The 20419-nt window shown below is 40.6% G+C and carries 19 protein-coding genes; 2 read left to right on the top strand and 17 right to left on the bottom strand.

Annotation, left to right across the window (positions count from 1 at the left end):
- Positions 1-469: 469 nt before the first annotated feature.
- On the bottom strand, positions 470-1369 hold the full coding sequence (locus tag QPK24_RS10580) for an alpha/beta fold hydrolase (protein ID WP_285748505.1): 900 nt from the start codon (positions 1367-1369) through the stop codon (positions 470-472).
- A gap of 125 nt (positions 1370-1494) precedes the next feature.
- Here QPK24_RS10580 and glsA point away from each other — a divergent pair, with 125 nt between their 5' ends.
- Complete coding sequence (glsA, locus tag QPK24_RS10575) at positions 1495-2433, top strand: glutaminase A (RefSeq protein ID WP_285749259.1); 939 nt, start codon at positions 1495-1497, stop codon at positions 2431-2433.
- 141 nt (positions 2434-2574) lie between these two features.
- On the opposite strand, the gene QPK24_RS10570 is transcribed toward glsA, so the two are convergent.
- The 10 genes from QPK24_RS10570 to QPK24_RS10525 form a co-directional block, all read right to left on the bottom strand.
- On the bottom strand, positions 2575-5181 hold the full coding sequence (locus tag QPK24_RS10570; RefSeq protein ID WP_285748503.1) for an ABC transporter permease: 2607 nt from the start codon (positions 5179-5181) through the stop codon (positions 2575-2577).
- On the bottom strand, positions 5178-5861 hold the full coding sequence (locus QPK24_RS10565; protein ID WP_160035389.1) for an ABC transporter ATP-binding protein: 684 nt from the start codon (positions 5859-5861) through the stop codon (positions 5178-5180). Before QPK24_RS10565 ends, QPK24_RS10570 begins: the two co-directional genes overlap by 4 nt.
- 197 nt (positions 5862-6058) lie before the next feature.
- Positions 6059-7060, bottom strand: coding sequence for a sensor histidine kinase (locus QPK24_RS10560; protein ID WP_285748501.1), 1002 nt, complete (start codon positions 7058-7060; stop codon positions 6059-6061).
- A gap of 1 nt (position 7061) precedes the next feature.
- The gene (locus tag QPK24_RS10555) at positions 7062-7745 is read right to left on the bottom strand and encodes a response regulator transcription factor (protein ID WP_285748499.1); all 684 of its coding nucleotides are present in this window, start codon (positions 7743-7745) and stop codon (positions 7062-7064) included.
- 203 nt (positions 7746-7948) lie between these two features.
- Positions 7949-8209, bottom strand: a complete 261-nt coding sequence (locus tag QPK24_RS10550) for a hypothetical protein (RefSeq protein ID WP_285748497.1) — start codon at positions 8207-8209, stop codon at positions 7949-7951.
- A 231-nt stretch (positions 8210-8440) separates the two neighbouring features.
- Positions 8441-9025, bottom strand: coding sequence for a hypothetical protein (locus QPK24_RS10545; RefSeq protein WP_285748495.1), 585 nt, complete (start codon positions 9023-9025; stop codon positions 8441-8443).
- A 325-nt stretch (positions 9026-9350) separates the two neighbouring features.
- A complete protein-coding gene (locus QPK24_RS10540) occupies positions 9351-10565 on the bottom strand; it encodes an MFS transporter (protein WP_285748494.1) in 1215 nt (404 codons plus the stop codon).
- A 60-nt stretch (positions 10566-10625) separates the two neighbouring features.
- Positions 10626-11066: a MarR family winged helix-turn-helix transcriptional regulator gene (locus QPK24_RS10535; RefSeq protein WP_285748493.1), complete on the bottom strand. Its 441-nt coding sequence runs from the start codon at positions 11064-11066 to the stop codon at positions 10626-10628.
- Positions 11067-11661: 595 nt separating this feature from the next.
- Positions 11662-12423, bottom strand: coding sequence for an AAA family ATPase (locus tag QPK24_RS10530; protein WP_285748492.1), 762 nt, complete (start codon positions 12421-12423; stop codon positions 11662-11664).
- Positions 12424-12534: 111 nt separating this feature from the next.
- Positions 12535-12978: an NUDIX hydrolase gene (locus QPK24_RS10525; RefSeq protein WP_285748491.1), complete on the bottom strand. Its 444-nt coding sequence runs from the start codon at positions 12976-12978 to the stop codon at positions 12535-12537.
- Between the two features lie 191 nt (positions 12979-13169).
- Between QPK24_RS10525 and QPK24_RS10520 the strand changes: the two genes are divergently transcribed.
- Complete coding sequence (locus QPK24_RS10520; protein WP_285748490.1) at positions 13170-14162, top strand: iron-hydroxamate ABC transporter substrate-binding protein; 993 nt, start codon at positions 13170-13172, stop codon at positions 14160-14162.
- Positions 14163-14305: 143 nt separating this feature from the next.
- On the opposite strand, the gene QPK24_RS10515 is transcribed toward QPK24_RS10520, so the two are convergent.
- The 6 genes from QPK24_RS10515 to QPK24_RS10490 form a co-directional block, all read right to left on the bottom strand.
- On the bottom strand, positions 14306-15211 hold the full coding sequence (locus tag QPK24_RS10515; RefSeq protein ID WP_285748489.1) for an EamA family transporter: 906 nt from the start codon (positions 15209-15211) through the stop codon (positions 14306-14308).
- Between the two features lie 215 nt (positions 15212-15426).
- Positions 15427-16782, bottom strand: a complete 1356-nt coding sequence (locus QPK24_RS10510; RefSeq protein ID WP_285748487.1) for an LLM class flavin-dependent oxidoreductase — start codon at positions 16780-16782, stop codon at positions 15427-15429.
- 39 nt (positions 16783-16821) lie between these two features.
- Entirely contained in the window at positions 16822-17637 is an 816-nt protein-coding gene (locus tag QPK24_RS10505; protein ID WP_407083007.1) for an ABC transporter permease, read from the bottom strand.
- The gene (locus tag QPK24_RS10500) at positions 17634-18488 is read right to left on the bottom strand and encodes an ABC transporter permease (RefSeq protein ID WP_285748485.1); all 855 of its coding nucleotides are present in this window, start codon (positions 18486-18488) and stop codon (positions 17634-17636) included. Before QPK24_RS10500 ends, QPK24_RS10505 begins: the two co-directional genes overlap by 4 nt.
- Before the next feature lie 31 nt (positions 18489-18519).
- A complete protein-coding gene (locus QPK24_RS10495; protein ID WP_285748483.1) occupies positions 18520-19515 on the bottom strand; it encodes an aliphatic sulfonate ABC transporter substrate-binding protein in 996 nt (331 codons plus the stop codon).
- A 40-nt stretch (positions 19516-19555) separates the two neighbouring features.
- Complete coding sequence (locus QPK24_RS10490; protein ID WP_285748481.1) at positions 19556-20332, bottom strand: ABC transporter ATP-binding protein; 777 nt, start codon at positions 20330-20332, stop codon at positions 19556-19558.
- Between the last annotated feature and the right edge of the window lie 87 nt (positions 20333-20419).

The raw sequence follows: 20419 nt of genomic DNA, 5'->3' as shown, positions 1-20419 counted from the left end.
AATCAATAGAGATGGTCAAATTAAGAAACGTGACATATCGAAAAGAATGAGTCGCTCGTCAATCTGCTTCTTTTTAGGCGAAAGTGAGGATAAGACAACTCAAATAACGAATGAAGTTGATTATATACTTCAAAACCCCTTGTATGATAGGTGAAGAATACAGCATTGTAATAAGTTAGTGATAAACATGATAAATCTAACTTGGACTTTATGATCCAAACGTCGGTATCATAATTTGAATAGCGGATGAGTGTTTATACCGATCAAAGCAATCTGGAGGAAATCAAGTAACGTTTTTTGAAGAACAAGAAGTAAAAGAAGAACAAAAAGATTCATAAAAGTATTGAATGCGGTGTAGCAGACATTTCTGCTATTGCCGCATTTTTTACTATCAGCGAAATATTATACAGAATAACATCCATTCCATGTACCATTCCCATATCATGGTCTCATTCATTCCTGTATTGTTCTAGTTGTGTTCTATAAAATTGATAATTGCCTGCTGATACTTCTTCGGTTCTTCAAGTCTTGGAAAGTGAGCACTATTATCAAAAGTTACAATGGAATGAGCAGATATTTGTTGTCTGTAGGCACCCTGTTGTTCTACTGTACATACGGGATCGAATACACCTGTAATTAACAGGGAAGGCTGAGTAAGTTTGTGGAGCTTTGGAAGTACGCTTTTAAAAAATTCGCCCTCCTCCTGCAGTTTATTGATATGTATCTGACCCTTTTCCCAAAGTTCACCCGGTGAAACCAATTGATCTACCAATTCATTATATACCTCTGGGTCCATGCCTTTAAAATAGAGATGATCACGATGTTCGCCTAATTGTTGCCCAATCTCCCCCCAAGCATTCCAAAGATCACTTGCTGAGAAATCTCCCTCTATATACCGATGACACTCCTTAATCCCCTCTTGATGTTCTAGAGACTGAAAAATAGGTAAGGCACGCTGAATAAAACTTGTCATCGAGTTCTTAATATCAAAATAAGGGGTTTCGAATATTACTCTTTTTACACTGTTCCGATACTGAACCGCATAGTTAAATGCCACATATCCACCAAATGAATGACCTAATACAGTCCACTGACGAATCCCTAAATGAATCCGTATTGCCTCACAATCTTCTATGATATCTTGTATGCCAAACGTTTCTCCTTCTGATATAGGATCAGATCTCAGGACTCCTCTTTGGTCAAAAGCAATGACTCTTACCTTTTCCGATAACGCCAATGCCTGATGATAACAGAAATCTACGCAGCTCGCTCCAGGTCCTCCATGTAAATATAATAATGCCTCTTCGCCTGTGTTATTGTACTCCTCAACATATAGCCGAGTACCTCGAATGGGTAGTAAGGATTTCATTGTCTCCTCCTTTTTTCTTCACTCTTAATTATTATCCCCCTTCACTTATAATCCTTCCGATATGTGGGAAAAGTAAGATGATTCATTTTCTCCCCTACATGTTTGATGAAAAGGAGCACCCGATGATGAATATCGAGATTGAAAAGTTACGAAAGCAACTTCCTGAATGGGTTAAATCAAGTGTACCTCACTCCTCTGCTGGAAAAGTCGCTTCTTATATACCTGAATTAGCAAAAGCCTCTCATGATGCCTTAGGGATCACACTTTTGAACACAAAAGGAGAATTTGCTTCCGCTGGAAACTTTGAAATGTGTTTTACGATGCAAAGTATATCTAAAGTGTACACCCTGATTTTAGCTCTTATGGATAATGGAGAAGATAAAGTATTTAGTAAAGTTGGTATGGAGCCGACTGGAGATAACTTTAACTCCATGCTTAAGCTTGAACTCGTTAGACCCGGTATTCCTTTCAATCCATTTATTAATGCAGGAGCCATTATGGTCTCTTCTTTAATTCATGGGAGCAGTCAACAAGAGAAATCAGAACGAATTCTTCAATTTTTCAAAGAACTTGCGAATAATAATAACCTAAAACATGATGAAGATGTTTTTCACTCAGAGCTTGAATCAGGACATTTGAATCGTTCTATTGCTTACTTTTTAAAAGGAAATGGTGTTCTTGATGGAGATGTCGAAGAGGTGCTGCAAATTTACTTTTGTCACTGCTCTATTCTCGTCAATTGCGCTGACTTAGCACGAATGGCTTTAGTTCTAGCTTGTGATGGGACAGATCCTTTGACTGGAAAAGAACTGATTCCGCATAGGGTTGTTCAAATAGCAAAGACTTTCATGACAACTTGCGGAATGTATAATGCTTCTGGTGAATTTGCAATACAAGTCGGCTTACCTGCCAAGAGCGGGGTGTCTGGCGGTATTTTAGCACTGGTTCCAGGCCGCTATGGGATTGGGGTCATTGGACCCTCACTGAATGATAAGGGAAATAGTCAAGCCGGGATCGAGTTACTTGAGAAGATCTCACAAGAGATGAAATGGAGCATCTTCTAACAAACTTCGACTTAAGCAGCTAAAGGTGCTATGAAATTAATTCACTTAAATATAGAAAAAGAAGCTCCGCCTATTCGTTAGAACTAAATTTGAATAGCAGAGCTTCTTTTTGGATTGAATCCGATGAGCAGCGTAACTGAATTAAATATTTTCCTGTTTTAACGCATCAATGATATTTTCTTTCTTCACTTTGGAGCTGGAATACAGCATAGCCGCACTTACAATCAAAAACACAGCTAAGATAACAAACAGTATACTAAGCCAAGGTAGTGAAAATCCGAATGTGAAGCTGTTCATCATAGATCGGTAAATGAGGTACATCGCCAGGATACTTATAGGAAGACCATATAACAGGGACTTGATCCCGTAGAAGATACTCTCATAATTGATCATTTTTCTAAAACCTTTTGGCGTCATTCCCATTGATTTCAGCATCGCAAATTCACGTTTCCGAAGCGAAATGCTGGTTGAGATGGTGTTAAAAATATTAGCAACAGATATTAGCGTAATTAACGCGATAAAACCATACGTGAATACGGACATAAGTAAAACCATCTGTTCTTCACCTTGCCGGTTCTTATACACATTATTAATATAAATATTGTTCTCTTTCATTTCTTCAATAGAATATTGCAGTGCTAATGGATCGGAACTCGATAGGTAAAGTGAGTCTCTCATATTCTTTTTCATACTATCAGTGACCAGCGTTTTAAAAACCTGATCTGAAACAACAATATTCAGGTTCCCCAGATAGGAAGGAGTAATACCTAAAGGTAACTCTTCAGTTAATGCAGCAATTTTTATAGGCTCCATACTTGTTTCTTCTTCAGTATCCCAGTCGGTATAGTTAAGATCGATCTGATCTCCTTTTTCCAAATAGATCGCTTTAGTTTCTACATTTTTTCTTGTTTCATAATCTTCATATCTATTTTGGTTGATTACAATCGCAGCCGGTTCATCAAGATCTATTAACTGATCATAATCGGCTCCTGCCTTTTCAGCGTATGCCTTTAGATTGATATCATCCAGAGCAGAAATCTGAATATAATAAGGATATTTTCCGTCTTTTAGAATACTTTCGTCTTCCTTTAGAGTCTCTTTTAGTTCATCAGCAATGAAAGCTCTATCAATCAAAGAATTTGCTTCTAACGATTGAATATAATTAGCATCAGTGACATTGGGAAGAGCAGTAATCGAGTTAACCAGCTCAGCTGTTTCTTCTTCCGTGTCCAGTTCCATCTGAACTAAAATATCATAATTCAACCCGCTGGAAGATAGTTCAATCGACTTTTGCATCATGGAAGTAAAAAAGGCAATGCTTAGAAACAAAATAATACTAATCACAAGTGAAAAAACAGTCGCTTGGTACCTGCGTTTATTTCTTTTTAAGTTCTTTAGACCAATCTCTGCTTCCATGCCAAATACCTTACGAACAAACTTTGAGGTTTTCACCGCTTTGCGAGTCAGCTTTACATCCTGGGTCTGACGAATCGCATCAATAGCAGAAATCTTAGAAGCTTTCCTAGCAGGTATATACGTTGAGATAAAGATCGTCAGCATCGAAACAAGACAAGTGATAAGAATAGTAGACGGTGTTATTGTTACCGTTAATTTTTCCGAAACTCCTAACACACCTTGAATTAACGGATTTATACACACAAACGTAATCGCAATACCAGCAAGTCCAAAAATGATACCAAGAGGGATACTAATGATTCCAATCACGAATCCTTCAAAGTACACCGAATTTCTTTTTTGTCTTTTTGTTGCCCCTACACTTGCCAGCATCCCTAAATGTCTAGCTCGTTCAGAAACCGAAATCGCAAACGCATTGTAAATCAAGGCGATCGAACCGACCATAATAATAGTCATGATGATAGCGGATAATGAAAAAAGCATGGTTCGCAAATCACTGTTACTTGTAACGCCAGAATAACGCAGCAGAGAATTATTATAGACGATTTTTTCAATATGATTGTTCTTAGCCAATTCTTTAGCATGAGCGTACAGCGAGTTATCCATTTTTTTTAGAACAACGGTCGCTGTAACCTTATCTCCAGCTGACATTAGATTTTCATCAAAATAACTTATCGCCGTATATCCGGGCGCTTGAGCGGGTTCCCATTCAGGACGTTTTATAATCCCTACCACCGTGTACTCCTGGGTAGTCTGGTTTTGAAGACGCTCTTCCATACGATCATTCATTTTACGTAATGATTCATTCTGATTTAGGTCATAGTTTTCACTTTCATCATCGCCAGTAGTAATTCGCTCCCCCACTTGTAACGTTATGGAGTCACCAACTTTATAATCCACTTTTGCATTTGAAGCTATTTCTTCCGAGATAATGAGTTCATTCTTTGCTTGTGGAAAGCGTCCTTCCATCAGTTCAATAGGAAACTGTTCAAAGCCTTTCTCATTATATGACTTGATATATAGATATGGCTTATTGTCATTCTGGCTTCCCTCTAAAGGGGCGTATCCCAGATCTTTTGAGATGACTAGTTTTTTGGTAGCCTCATCTGCTTCAATCACATTAAGCTGAGCCTTATTTACATTGTGGTATTGTACATGCCATTCCCCTTCCGTTGCGATACTCTGTCTCTTCATGAGATCAAGAAAGGAAACACCGAGAGACGCTACCGCAATAATCATGGCAACTGAAATAATGACGCCCAAAATGGTAACCAACGTTCTACGTTTGTTTAATCTTAAATGCCGTAATGTTAATTTATTGACGATATTCACGGACGGATCACCTCATCTTTTGCGATCCTTCCATCTTCTATCGTAATAATTCGATCTGCTTGAAGAGCGATTCGTTCATCATGAGTAATGACAATAAGGGTTTGATTGTAGGTTTTATTAAACATTTTCAGAAGATCAACGATTTCAGCACTGTTCTTGCTATCTAGATTCCCCGTCGGTTCATCTGCTAACATAATGGAAGGGTTACTGATAAGCGCTCTGCCAATGGACACGCGTTGCTGTTGTCCTCCTGACAACTGATTAGGTAGATGCCCTAGACGCTTTTCTAAATTTAACAGCTTCACTGTATCTGCAAACTGTTTCTTATCCACCTTATGTCCATCGAGCAGGAGAGGAAGCGTAATATTCTCTTCCACGGTTAATACCGGTATTAGATTATAGAACTGATAAATCAGTCCAATTTGTCTGCGCCGAAATATCGCAAGCTGTGTTTCGTTCAAAGCATAAATATCTGTATTATCCACATATACTTTACCGCTCGTTGGCTGATCTACGCCTCCCAGCAGATGAAGAATGGTTGATTTCCCCGAGCCTGACGGCCCGATGATGGCGACGAACTCGCCCCTTTTCACCGAAAAAGAAACATCATCCAGCGCCTTTACTGCTGTATCGCCTTTTCCGTATATTTTAGTTAGATTTTCTACTTTTAAAATCTCCATAATGATGACCCCCTCTGTTCATGAGATCAGTATATCTACCTTCTATGACTCTCCGGTGACTCTTAAGTGACTTTTTAGTCACTTAACGATTACCTGGCTGAATAAATGCTCTTCCTGAGTTATTCTCATCGTTCATAACATGGTTACATATAAATCCAAATATTCTTAACCCATGAAACTACCCGGTATTACAGAATTCAAATGACTTGTTTATAAAATTTGATATGAAACTCGGTTCCCGCTCCAGGCTCGCTTTTTACATCAATCGTTCCATTCTGACTCGTAATAATACTTTGCGCGAGTGCAAGGCCAATTCCTACGCTGTCTTCACTTGCCTGTTTTCCTTTAAAGAACCGCTTAAATAGATGAGGGATCTCCTCTTTTGGTATTCCTTTTCCGTTGTCCGAGATGATAATCTCCGTGAAAAGGGCGTTTTCCGCGTAGGATATGGTGATTTCTCCGCCTGCTGGCGTATGTTCAACACCATTTTTTAAAATGTTAACAATGGCTTCCGAACTCCAGTTCAGATCGCCAAGAAAGAAAGTGGAGTCTTCTCCATGGATCGTAAGTTTTTGTTCTTTAATATCCATCGGAACGAGCACTGGCTCAATGGACTTTTGAATCAGATCGCTTACCCTAACACGATCCTTTTTAAACTGAGCTGTACCTGCATCTATTTTTGAAAATTTCAGCAATGCAGAAATAAGCCAACCGATTCGATCAAGTTGGGTACTAATATTCCGTACGAACTCTATTCGTTTGTTTCGATCCAGCTCTGGATCACTTAATAAATCGGCCATGACCGTCATAGAGGTAAGCGGTGTTTTGAGCTGATGAGAAATGTCGGAGATCGCATTGGTCAGTTTTATTTTATCTTCCTCTAAAAGAGACCGTTGCTCCGATAACATGAGCGTTACTTTATAGATATCGTTCTTAAGAATGCTAAGCTCGCCTTCCTGATTATCACGTACATCAAGTGAATAGTTGCCGCTTGTAATTTCACGAAGATAGCTTGATAACTTAGCAATCTCACGGTACCGGTACCGAGTATATAACATACTGCAAGTGATGAGTACTGCTGCAGTAACGATAGTGATCCACGCGGTTTCCCTTGAAATCATTAGTGAAGTGATAACAGCTATCAGACTGAACGAAGACATCGTCAGAAGTAACATTAGAATTTCTTTATTGCGAAACATTCTAATCACCAACCTTATATCCTAAACCGCGCACCGTTTTGATCAGCTTCGGTTCTTGGGGATTATCCTCTAACTTTTCTCGCAGCCTTTTAATATATACAGATAACGTATTATCGTTTACGAAATCCCCTGCTACATCCCATATCCGCTCTAAGAGCTGCGTTCTAGATAGAACTTGTCCAATATGATTCGTAAATATAAGGAGTAAACGATATTCCAGTGCGGTCAGCAGAACCTCTTCTCCATTTTTATACACCTTTCCTTCGAGCGTATTAATTCTCACATTACCTAGTTCAATATAGGTTTGCGGTTGCGCTTGTTTTTGATAACGCCGTAGGACAGATTTAATGCGGGAGAGCAATTCCCGAATTCGAAAAGGTTTGGTTATATAATCATCCGCTCCCATATCGAGACCCATCACAACATTGACCTCATCATCAATCGCAGTTAAAAAGATGACAGGAATATCACTTCGCTCTTTGACAATCTTGCACAGATCATATCCGCTGCCGTCGGGAAGGGACAAGTCAAAAATACATAACGTTAGCTCAGGTAACTGATGCTGTAACACCTGGACTGCAGATGCCGCATCATAACACAGTACTGTCTCATACTCATCCTGCTGTAATGAATATTCTAGCCCAGATGCTATTGTTCTATCGTCCTCAACAAGTAAAATCTTCATTCGCGTTCATCCTAACTTCGATATAATTAGCCTATTTCGATGTTATTCTCTCATAATACGCTGTATATACCAAACTCAATTTTGTTACAAACTCGTTAAAACTGTGCTTCGTCACTATAGATTTCCCGTAAAAAGATCAGACTCATAAAAAAAGCCGCGAGCTGCGCGGTATACGAATCTAGTCATCATTCTTAGCATACCATCTATAAACTCCCAAGTCGCTCTGCTTGTTCTGCCGAGTCCATCTGAAGCTTAGTAATATATATCAAGCGCTTGCTCTCCGGTGAATCCTGCTCTTGCTGGAGCTGTCTTAACATAAGAGGAATTTCCCATGCAGAGCGGAAAGCAAAAGAAAGTAAATAACTGAGTTTTACTGTCTCCTCCTCACCATCCCATCCATTCTTCCTCAGTCCACCTATGTATGATGTAAAAATTAGATCTTGATATTCGCTGAGCCTGTTCATCGGCACATTTCCTCGGCTCATCGATAGACCTAGAAAACGGCCTCGATCTTCTCCAACATCTGAAATACTGATAAACTGCCAATCAATTACGGATAATGTCTTGGGTCAGCCCGCGATGAATCGGCAATGACGATTTTAATAATCAAAGACCATTGCCGCAAAGCATAGGATAAAGTCATAACTTAATATATTCGTTTCGAGAGCTGCTACACCCTTCTATCTCGTCATTTCTTACGTCTGATCAATAAACAGCAAATTACGATAAGTGTATTTTGTGGATTTATATTTAAAATTAAGGGATATTCCAGGTCCATCCAGATCCATTTTCACAGAAATGAGTGCCGGTGTACGTACGAAAGAACGAATTAAGTGCCTAACAAGTTTCTCATTTCCACTCCGTACTGCGTCTGATAAGCTCACTGCAAAAGAACGATCTTTCGCAAGTTTATAATAGAAAGGGAGAACGGCGCGTGCAATGGCCTGGTGTATTCTCGGATTAAAGGTAAACTGTGTCGTTCCGGGAATGATTGTCGTCCCACTTGAAAACTCTAGATATGGATGTTTAACAGGAAATCCAACGAAATAACCGATGCCATTGGAACCAAGCGAAAGTCCTTTTGCTCTAGGCGATACTTTGATGAGCAGCCGAGCCATTTTATCAAGATCTGTTGTAATCACCGCTTTGCTCCACCGCTCGGCGTATTTCTTATGACATGCGATCGCCCTGTAAAATGGATACATCACTCTTGCTGTATTTTGCAATACTCGTGCGGATACAAATCTTTGTGGTTGTCTAGACAGTTTCTTCTTAACCATAGATGTAACCCTCCCCGAAATTCTAGCTTGATCTTATCTATAGTCTATGTATCCATGTATAAGCGGATTGGACTGTCTGTAGACAAATAATAACGGTGACTACTATGCTGTGAATACCTACCGACAGTAAGTGAAGTTTCCTAATCTAAAACACAAAAAAAGCACCGCATAGATAAATGCAGTGCCCGAGACTGTAGACAAACTAACTTCAACTAGTTTACCTGCAGTATTATTCATTTTATATAATTACAAGCTTAGCTTACATCTTCAGACTCTATAATTAGATTCTTAATTGTATTTTATAATTTAATAATCATTTCCCATTTTAAATGCCTGTCTCTTTAAGCCCGGGAATCCGCTCATCTTTCCTTGCTTTTAGTGAAAGAAGGAAACATAAGAACAATACGATTCCAGCAGAAACGTAAGGGAAGTTCAGATTAACGTCAAACAGAACTCCGGCGATAACGGGGCCTAGAATATTACCCATACTTGTAAACGCAGAGTTAAGACCTGCCACATAACCTTGTTGTTCCATTGCCATCTTAGACATCTGTGTACTGATAGTTGGTCTTAGGATATCAATAGCCAGGAATACGATAAAGGTAACGAGCAGAATCATCCAGTACTGATGAACGAACAAGGTAAGAACAATAAAGAGTGACGCCATTAAAAGACAGAATGAGACAACATTCTTTTCACCAAATTTGTTCAAGATCCATCCAAATACCGTCACCTGAACGACAGCACCAGCGATCGAACCAAACGTAATAATCACCGCTATATCTTTTGCAGTGAAGCCGAATTTCTGATCTACGAATAGACCGAATACAGTCTCATAATTGGCAAGGCCAAAAGAGGCGACAAGCACAATAACAAGGGCTAAGAAATACGGTTCACGGTAAGAATTAGCGAGCTGAGTGAGCAGATTCTGTTTTGGAAGTTTCACGACTTCTTTTACCTGATCATCAACAATTTGAGGTTTTGATTCTGGCAGTACGATGAAGGTAACAATAGCTGCAATCGTTCCTGCAACAGCTGCTGCATAAAACGGAACTCTAATTCCATATTCAGCGATGAATCCGCCGATTCCAGGTCCAATAATGAAACCTGTAGTAATCGCAGCGTTGATAAGTCCCATTCCCTTACCACGTTCTTCTCCAGATGTTACATCTGCTGTATAAGCCATTACAGCTGGCATAATAAGTGCTGCCCCGATCCCGCCGAGCATACGTGCAGCAAATAGGAAAAACGCAGTATTGCTAAGACCGAAGATAAGCTCCGATACCGCAAAGATAAGCATACCGCTGATAATAATTTTTTTGCGTCCCCAGTTGTCAGATAATCTTCCTGCAAGCGGTGAGAATATAAGTTGTGTAAATGAAAATGCGGCTACCAGAAGTCCAACGATACTTCCGCTGATGTGCAGTAAATCCATATAAGTCGGCATAATTGGCACAACCAGTCCAATTCCCGTAAATATTAAGAAGATGTTTATCATTAGAAGCAGAATAGCGCCTCTATTCCTTAACATTAAAGACATAATTCTTCCTCCATCATGTAGTAACCTATGTTGTTAGTATTTAGTTCAAATACAACTCTTTTATTTCTTGTTTTTCTTAATCACTTGATTGATTTCTTCTATCGTATTTGTCATATGAATTAAATCATCCATCTTCACCTTGGAATAATACTTCTCAATCATATGATCTTCGATCTCTACTAACGTATCCATAAATCTCTTACCTTGTTTACCTAACACAATAAATGACTCTCGTCTGTTGTCAGGATTCACAATCTTCTCTATTAAATCTTGCTGTTCGAGCTTCGTAAGTACTTGGCTCACCGCGCTTTTCGTAATATCAAATTCTTGAGCGATCTGTGCTGCAGTCACTCGGTCACGGCGAGATATATAAATCAGAACCACTTCTTGCTGTGAAGTGAGATGAAAATCATCCAATTCTTTGAACTCCTTAGTAATGAGTACATTAAACTCATCCAGCAAAAGGTTCATACTTTTTACCACTTGTCGGTAACTCTCCAATCGTTTTCTCCACTCCCTTCGTTCAATAGTTTAGTTTACTTAACTAAACCATAATATATGGACATGATGTTTTCTGTCAAACACTTTCTTTCCGTGATTTTTTTCCATCCTATTTTGTGAATAGCGTTGCTTTTAGGTTGCTTTTGGGTTGCTTTTGGGTTGCTTTTAGGTTGCTTTTCTTTGGTGATTTTTGTAATCTCCTTTTGATACGAGTTTCTGGGATAGATTTAGTAAAAGTTAATTATTGAGAGATAGGAGATAAGTACAGTCATTAGATCTTATTATTATGAATTTTTCATATGTTGAAATAGTATAATTTTATCCGTAACGTTACCCGTAATGATATCCGTATTGTTTTCTTTCTGTTCTTTCGAATTTATCGATTTATCATGTGGAAGACTGATCGAATGACTTCTTTTTATGAATTTATCATCACCTTAAATTCTCTCTATTCATATATGTAATCTGGCTTCTCTCCACAAAAAAGACAATCTTTTATAGCGAAAAAGATTGTCTTTGCTTTGAGCGGCAAAATTTCACCGTATTTACTTTGAATAGTAGGACTCTACCTTAATGGATCTGACTGATTTTTTCATTACTCTCCATCAAATAACTCACTCAGCATACTTTCTTTGTGATTCATAAACTGTTTCATCACGACATAATGATCTGTCTCTTCGAGCCTAACCTTGCAGGTGCCCTGCTCGGTTAGTTGATAGATGATACTGTCCGGGTAAGCCATAAGTATAGGAGAATGGGTCGAAATAATGAGCTGACTTTTGCTTTTTACAAGCTCATGAATACGGGCAAGCATGGACATTTGCCGGATTGGTGACAATGCTGCTTCTGGCTCGTCTAGAATATAAAGACCATATCCACCAAATCGATTCAGAAAAGCAGAAAAAAACGATTCCCCATGCGACTGCTCATGTAATGATTTTCCGCCATACGAATTTTTGAGAGGAGGACCAAAACCCCCTTCTTCATCTAAAGTATCTATGTAGGAAGCCACATTATAATAACTTTCGGCTCGAAAGAAAAAACCATCTCTTGGTTTAGCCCCTCCTCTAATGAGTCTGATTCGTTCATGCAGATTAGAATGTGTTTCTCTTGTAGCAAACTGAAAGTTACGGGTTCCGCCTTCGGGATTAAATCCAGATGCAATGGCGATGGCCTCAAGTAGAGTCGATTTTCCCATCCCATTTTCCCCTACGATATAAGTTACTTTAGGATGGAATGTCAATGTTCTCAGGTTACGAATCGCTGCGATGTTAAATGGGTAGGTTAAAGGTTCGCGTTGACTGTCAGGCAACAGCTGGAGTTCTCTTAAAAAGTATGGATTCAATAAATCATTCATATTCCCATTTATCCTCCTTAAGGGCAAGCAAGTAATTTGGTTCTTGCAAATAAACGATGCTGCATGGAATAGATTCTAACATTTCATTTCCTGAGCATGCCTCACCCCTACTTATTCATATACGATCGAAAGCGGATAGAATTGCTCCTTGATTATATTTTCGGTAATTTGTTTCAAAATCTGCCCATTACGCAACCGACTCAGATCCATCTCTAAAAGATGATTTGGTTTAGTCCACTTATAATCTGTAATACATTCTTCTTCAAGTTGCAACGAACCACCGATGATCTCTCCCATAAAATGAAACAAGATCACTTGGTCATTCGTTGGGCTTATAAAGTTATAAACACCTGTTGTAGAAGTAAGTTTTACAACCATACCTGTTTCCTCTTTTACTTCACGCAGTGCAGCACCGAGTATGGGTTCACCGTATTCTACTTTTCCCGATGGAAAGTTCCATTGCCCTGCTTCCCCTAGCTTTTTCTCTTCGATCATTAGCAGTTCACCATGTCTTACAATCGAAACACTGGCTACCAGTACAAAATGAGGTGTCATACTTTACTTCCTCTCTATAACTATTCAATTGACCGTATAAAACAGGAGCGAACAAGTAATCCTATAATCCATCTCCGCTCTATTAATCGTCACCTTTTATACAAAAGTACCGCAAAAAAAGAATTGATTTTGTAAATGAGAATTGTTATCATTCATATGTAATAGATAGATAACTAGGGGGAACCACAATCATGAGAAAGAAAAAACTAATGACTTTACTGTCGAGCTTGCTCGTCGTATCCGCTTTTTTATCCGCTTGCGGAACGAATGAAGATACTCCTAATCATACCACACCGAATTCGAATACAAATGCAGAAGTACCTGCAACCGATGCTCAAAATACCTCTCAAGATCGTACATTAACGGATGCCGTAGGACATGAAGTGGTTATTCCAGCTAACCCGCAGCGAATTATCGCTTCTTACCTTGAAGATCATCTCGTTGCGCTTGGTGTAAAGCCGGTTGCACAGTGGTCTGTTGCGAACGGAATCCAAGAATATCTCCAAACGGAAATAAAAGATGTACCAACCATCTCTTATGATCTGCCATTTGAAGAAGTGGCGAGCTTTGAACCAGACCTGATCATCATGGATTCTGCGGATATGGCTGCTGGGGAGAAATACGATCAGTACTCCAAGATTGCAGCCACGTATGTAATCGGTAGTGAAGAGAACAATGACTGGAGAGAAGAACTCCTGAAGATTGGAGAAATTTTAGGTAAGGATAAAGAAGCACAGCAAGTACTTGATGATTATGATGCGACAGCAGCCGAAGCAAAAGAAAAACTCGCTGAAGCTGTACCAGGTGAATCCGCTGCTGCAATCTGGCTAGTACAAAAACAGTTCTATATGGTTAGCCAAGACCTATCCAGCGGTACAGTAATGTATGATGACCTGGGACTTGCTGTTCCAGAAGTAGTCCAAGAGATTTCAACTACTGGTACAGGTAACTGGCTTCCTGTTTCCCTAGAGAAACTTGCAGAACTTGATGCTGACCACCTCTTCCTCATCAACAGTGACTCCGACACAGGTAGTGAAGCATTAAAAGATGATCTATGGAAGAATATCCCGGCTGTGAAAAACGGAAATGTATATGAATTTGGTAAAGATACCAGCTGGCTGTATACAGGCGCCGTGGCGAACTCCCAAATGATCGATAATATACTTGACAGCCTTGTTAAGTAAGATTGTTCTTATGAATTTGAATGGACGATATGTGAGAAAAGGACAAAGGACCCTCATCTGCGAGGGTCCTTTCTTTTATGTTATCACTTGATGTATTTTTGAATCACATTCCCGTATTTACTTCACCAAGCTTCTTCTCATCCTTACAATTGAACTGCCGTCTTTTCATGGTGCCCCACATTTCTGCCGAAAATTTGAGGATATACGATACCGAATAAAATAATGATGATTCCGATCCATTGAATAATGGATACATCCTCTTGCAATATGCAGACGGAGGCAATCACAGCAACGGGCAGTTCTCCTGCCCCTAGAATAGTGGCAAGTCCCGTACTTATTTTCGGTGCTCCGAGGGCAAATAGTAATACAGGTAACACTACTCCAAAAGTCCCCAATATAAGTCCATACAAAAAGTACCCGTCAGCAAACGATACTTCAAGTATTACTTTGGGTGTCAGAATCGTGAGAAGCAAAAGTAAACTGCCTATCGAAGTATAAAAACTTCTCGTAAGCGGTGAAATATGTACTTCTACTCTGCCGCTGAAGAAAACAAAGAGAGCCATCGTCACGGCAGCAGCTAGACCGAATAACGTACCCTTTAGATTTAGTTCAAGTGATTCAACGCCTATAATCCCTCCGGCAAGGAAGGTTCCTATAAGCAATAGAAACACAGACACCATCGTAGCCGTGGATGGCCGCTTCCTAGTTACGATCGCCTCAATGAGGACACCGATCCATGTAAATTGAAATAGGAGTACGACCGCAATTGACGCGGGTATACTTTCTAATGACAGATAATAAGAGATTCCTGTCAGACAGGTACAGGTGCCAACTCCAGCAAGACGAAGACTCTGTTTAAAACTCACTTTTTTCCTAGAGAATAGGAGCATCAGAATAAACAACAACAACCACCCCGTCCCAAATTGTCCAAGTGTCAGTTGCCCAAACGTGAATCCTTTTTCATATCCCAGTTTAATGACGGTGGACAAGATGCCGAATGAACACGCTCCTAAAAATACATACATGGAATTCTTCAATAATTGAAACAAAACGATCCCCCCACGCAAAAACCCCACTTTTTATTGTTTTTGGAAACACGAAAACAATAAAAAGTGGGGTCATACATTTAATATATAAAATTTTATAGCGTTACTGAATCAATTTCATATCTCCGAATTAAAGCAACGAAAGGGATAATGAAATTTGGTTCCATTGTAAAGGAAAGTATAGAAAAAGTAAACTGCGAGTGAAGATCTTCTTTTAATTACACTCCTGCACTCAGCTCATGCTTTGGCTTAAAATGTCCAAGTTCAGGACGTTCTAGACCAAGATGCTCTCTTAGCGTAGAGCCTGTATATTCTTCTCTAAATAAACCTCGTTTTTGCAGAACAGGAATAGCCAGATTCACGAAATCTTCTAGGTCTCCTGGAAGTACGGGCGGCATAATATTAAAGCCATCGCAAGCATAGGAATCAAACCATTCTTCCATCAGATCTGCCAGCTGCTCAGGTGTTCCCACAAACTGCATATGTCCGCGTGTACTCAGTATCTTTCTACCCAAATCAAGGATAGATAAATTGTCCTCATAAGCCATTTCCAAGAACAATTTCACTCGGCTCTTCATTCCATTTGAAGCAGCTACCGGATCAGGAATATCAGTAGGCAGTGGACCATCTGCTGGGTAGCCGCTCAGATCATATTGAAGGAAACCAGACAGCGCCAAAATCGCAGTTTCTGCAGGGATCAGGTTCTGAAGTTCCTGATATTTTCTTTGTGCTTCTTCTTCTGTTGCTCCTAGAATAGGTGAAAGGCCCGGCATAATTTTCAGCGTACCTTTTTTACGTCCACTCTGCACCAATTTCTCATTTAGTTGCTGATAGAAACGCTTTGCTGCTTTAATTGATTGCTGTGCCGTAAAGATCACTTCCCCGTACTGAGCAGCAAAAGCTTGCCCTGGTTCGGAAGAACCTGCCTGAATGAGCACTGGATATCCTTGCGGTGGACGCGGTACATTGAGCGGTCCTTTGGTCGAATAGAATTTCCCTTTAAAATCGGCTTCTTTCACTTTTGATCCATCGGCAAATTTTCCGTTCTCACGATCAAGTACAAGCGCATCGTCTTCCCATGTGTCCCATAATGAAGTTACTGCACCCGTAAATTCACTTGCCATCTCATACCGAAGTGCATGCTCTGGATGTTCAGGTCTGCCATAGTTATGAGCTTCTAAATCTAATTGAGAAGTTACAATATTCCACCCTGCTCGCCCTCCGCTGATATAATCAAGGGAAGCAAATTTACGTGCTACATTATAAGGTTCATTATACGTCGTTGACACGGTAGCCGTGAGACCAATTCGCTCTGTAACCATGGATAACGCAGACAGTAAAGTAATCGGATCAAGCATACCAGAAGCGGCATACTCCACTTCCCTTACGTAAAGCAGATCAGCAAAAAACATCATATCAAACTTTCCTCGTTCGGCTGTCTGTGCTATTTTTTTGTACATTTCAATATCAAACAGTTGTTCCACACCTGAATCTGGATGTCTCCAGCCTGCATGATGATGTCCTGTATAATAAATAAAAGCGCCTAAATGCATCTGTTCATTTCTTTGTCTCATGTGTTAAACAACCCTTCTGCTATTTATTTGGAATGTTACCTAGCCTTTATAAGTCTCTCTCCAGCGAAGAAGTCTTGACTCCAGCATACGAACGATGGAATCAGAGAGTTTTCCGATAATGGCGAAAATAATAATGCCTACAAAAACGATATCTGTTTGCGAGTACGCTCTAGCATCTTGAATCATATATCCGATCCCGCTGCTTGTTCCCATCATCTCTGCGACCACTAGTACCAGCCACGCTACGCCAAGTGCTAACCGAACACCTAACAGAATGTTAGGAAGTGCTGCCGGCAGGATTAAACGGGTCAGCAGCTGCAATTTAGAGTACTCAAAAATCCGGGATACATCATACAGCTTGACATCCACACTTCGAATCCCAAGAAAGGTATTCACATACACTGGAAAAAAAGCGCCTAAAGAAATCATTAATATTTTCGAAAATTCCCCAATTCCAAACCAAAGGATGAATAACGGGATGAGTGATAACAGCGGAATGGTCCGCAGCATCTGAACGGAAGGGTCTAGTGTTCGTTCTGCCATTTTCCCGAGTCCCGTAAATAGTCCAAGAAACAATCCGGTAAGTCCACCTATTAAAAACCCTGATAAAGCACGAAATGTACTAATCGTGAAATGCTCCCAAAGCGTACCGCTTTGTACCAGACTGATAAACTGCTTACTTATCGCAATTGGAGTCGGGAGCAAATTAGGTGCAATGAGTTCGAGACTGCCCGCTGCCTGCCATACGGCTACAAGCAGGATCGGAAGCACCCATGCATGAAGAGGAGCAGGAATGTGATCAAGCCAGTCCTTAGAGCGGAACTGCTTCCTCGGAGTGGAATCAGCTTTCACTATCTTCCACCTCCCTTGTAACTGTCTTGCCAGGAAAGCATGCGATGTTCGAGCCATCTGATGAAGGAATCAGACAATTTCCCAACGACCGCAAACACGATAATACCGACGAACACAACCGATGTTAAAGAGAATGACCTAGCATCATTAATGATGTATCCAATACCGGAACTCGAACCCATAAGTTCGGCCACTACGAGTCCAAGCCATGCAACCCCGATGGATAAACGGATACCGAGAAAAATATTAGGCAGTGCTGCCGGTACAATCAGCTTCCAGATCAGCTCCCATCTGCTGAATTCCAGGACTCGGGCTACATCAAATAGTTTGTTGTCTACCGAACGGATCCCAAGAAACGTATTGACGTAGAGCGGGAAGAAGGCTCCTTTTGCAATCAATAAAATTTTGGAAGTTTCCCCAAAGCCGAACCATAAAATAAACAAGGGGGCGATTGCTAGATGGGGAAGCGTCCGCAGCATTTGAAGAGAAGGATCAACCAGCCGCTCCGCTTTGTAAGAAAAACCAACCCACACTCCTGCGGCAAGTCCTAGTCCTCCTCCTAGAATAAATCCAAGAAAGGCTCTCCCTGCTGAAATGCCGAGGTTTGAAACTAATTCACCCGATAGAGTCATGGCAACTAGTTCATTCCAGATGACAACGGGTGTAGGGAGAAGAACGGGGTTAAGTAAGCCTAGCGAACCCGCAACCTGCCAAATTATAATCAGGATTATTGGTACGGACGAACCCAAAGCAATGTTAATCCACCTTATTTTCCACCTTTGGTCTTTCTTCCGAAGCCACTCGCGGGGGCCCTCCCGCTTCTTTGCTAATTTACTGACACTGTTTTGAAGCATGAAAAACACCCCGTTTCTTCACATCTGCCTTTTATGGCTGCAGTGCTTTTTCGATATACTGATTATCAAATACGCTCTTTACCTCAATTTTTTTGCGAATTATTTTTTGCTCATATTGAAAATCCGCTGTTTTCTGCTGTTCTTCTATAATCGCATCACTGGCGGGTATATTAATTTGTCTCGCTCGGTCAAAAGTACCTTGGATCACATCGACCGGAATGCCCCGCTCATCCGCGTATCTCTGAATAGCCTCGTCTTTATGCTCATTCTCCCAAGTGAGTGCGTCATTCAGCACTTTTAAATAAAGGGTAACGAGATCTGGGTTTTTGTCAGCAAATTCTTTGCGTACGATATTAAAAGAGGGAGATAAAATTCCTAGCTTTTCGCCATCGGTTAGAATTTTTGCTTTGCCTGTCAGTGTGTTTAGCGTGATATAAGGATCCCAAGTTGCCCAAGCATCAACGCTTCCTGATTCAAATGCAGGCTGAGTTTCGTCTGGCTGAAGCTGAATGACCTCTACATCAGAGGCGGAGATACCTTCAGCATCTAGACCTCTATACAAAAAGTTAAATGCGTTGCTTCCTTTGGTAACGGCCACTTTCTTACCTTTTAGGTCACTGATCGACTGAGCTGGACTATCCGCGGGCACAATAATAGCCACATTATTTTTTCCCTCTAGGGTTTGAGAAATGACTTTAAAAGAAATGTCGGCTGCCTGTGCTGCAATAATCGGCATGTTCCCAAGTCCCGCAAAATCAAGTCGATTTGAGGCCATGGCCTCTGTCATCGGAGGACCGCTTTGGAATTCAGCCCATTCTACGGTAACTCCATGTTTAGCGAATTCTTTCTCGAACCACTGTTCTTCGCGTGCTTTCCCGAATAACCCCCCGCTGCCTTGAACTCCGATCCGAACGACTGAATCTTTGCTTCCTCCTGCTCCGCTGTTCTGTTCTGTATCTTTTGCACAGCCCGCAATCGCGAGTAAAGCCACCAATAATAATGTAAAAGACCAGAATCTCTTATTCATGTTTATTTCTCTCCCCTAAGTTCAATAGTGGCTTTACCAGTTATATGCCTGCTCCCGCGTCGAATTCAGGTTCTTCTCCTTTTTCAAATTCTCGCAGCACTTTTGCTCTAAGTTCTTGAAATGAAGATCCCGTTCTTTTCCGCGGGAAAGGTAAATCAATAGGCTGAATGGACCGGATCTGGCCAGGTCTCGGATTCATAATGACAACTCTTTCTCCCAGGAACACAGCTTCATCAAGATCATGAGTAACGAAGATCATCGTGGTGCGGTTTCTCTGCCAGATATCCAAAAGAACTTCCTGCATATGCGATCTTGTAAAAGCATCCAGGGCTCCAAAAGGTTCATCAAGCAAAAGCACGTCTGGCTCACGAAGCAGTGCTCTTGCAATTGCCACGCGCTGCGCCATGCCTCCGGATAGCTCCCTCGGGTAAGATTGTTCAAACCCTTCTAAACGAACCAGTTCGATTAGTTCAGATACCTTTTTGCGAACATCCGGTTTTTTCAGTGATAAATTTCCGGCAATGTTCTTCTCTACATTCAACCAAGGAAATAAGCGCGGCTCTTGAAATATAAATCCTTTTTGAATACTAGGTCCCGTGATGGGCTGTTCATTCAGCAAGACTTTACCTTCATATGAAGTGTCTAGACCTGCAATGATTTTGAGCAGTGTACTTTTACCGCATCCGCTCGGGCCAATCATGGTTAGGAATTCTCCTTTGCGGACTTGAAGATCAATCTGATGGAGCGCTATAACGTCTCCTGCTGGTGCATGAAAGACTTTATTCAGCTGCTCGATCCGCAGTGTACTGGTTGACATCGAAGAACCCCCTAACTTGAGTATATAAATTAAACTTACCTGTTTAGTAGGATAAAAGGATAAAAAAAAGAGACACAACGCATTACA

It is taken from the genome of Paenibacillus polygoni (genome assembly GCF_030263935.1).
Taxonomy (GTDB): domain Bacteria; phylum Bacillota; class Bacilli; order Paenibacillales; family Paenibacillaceae; genus Paenibacillus; species Paenibacillus polygoni.
This window is presented reverse-complemented; position numbering and strand designations above follow the sequence as displayed.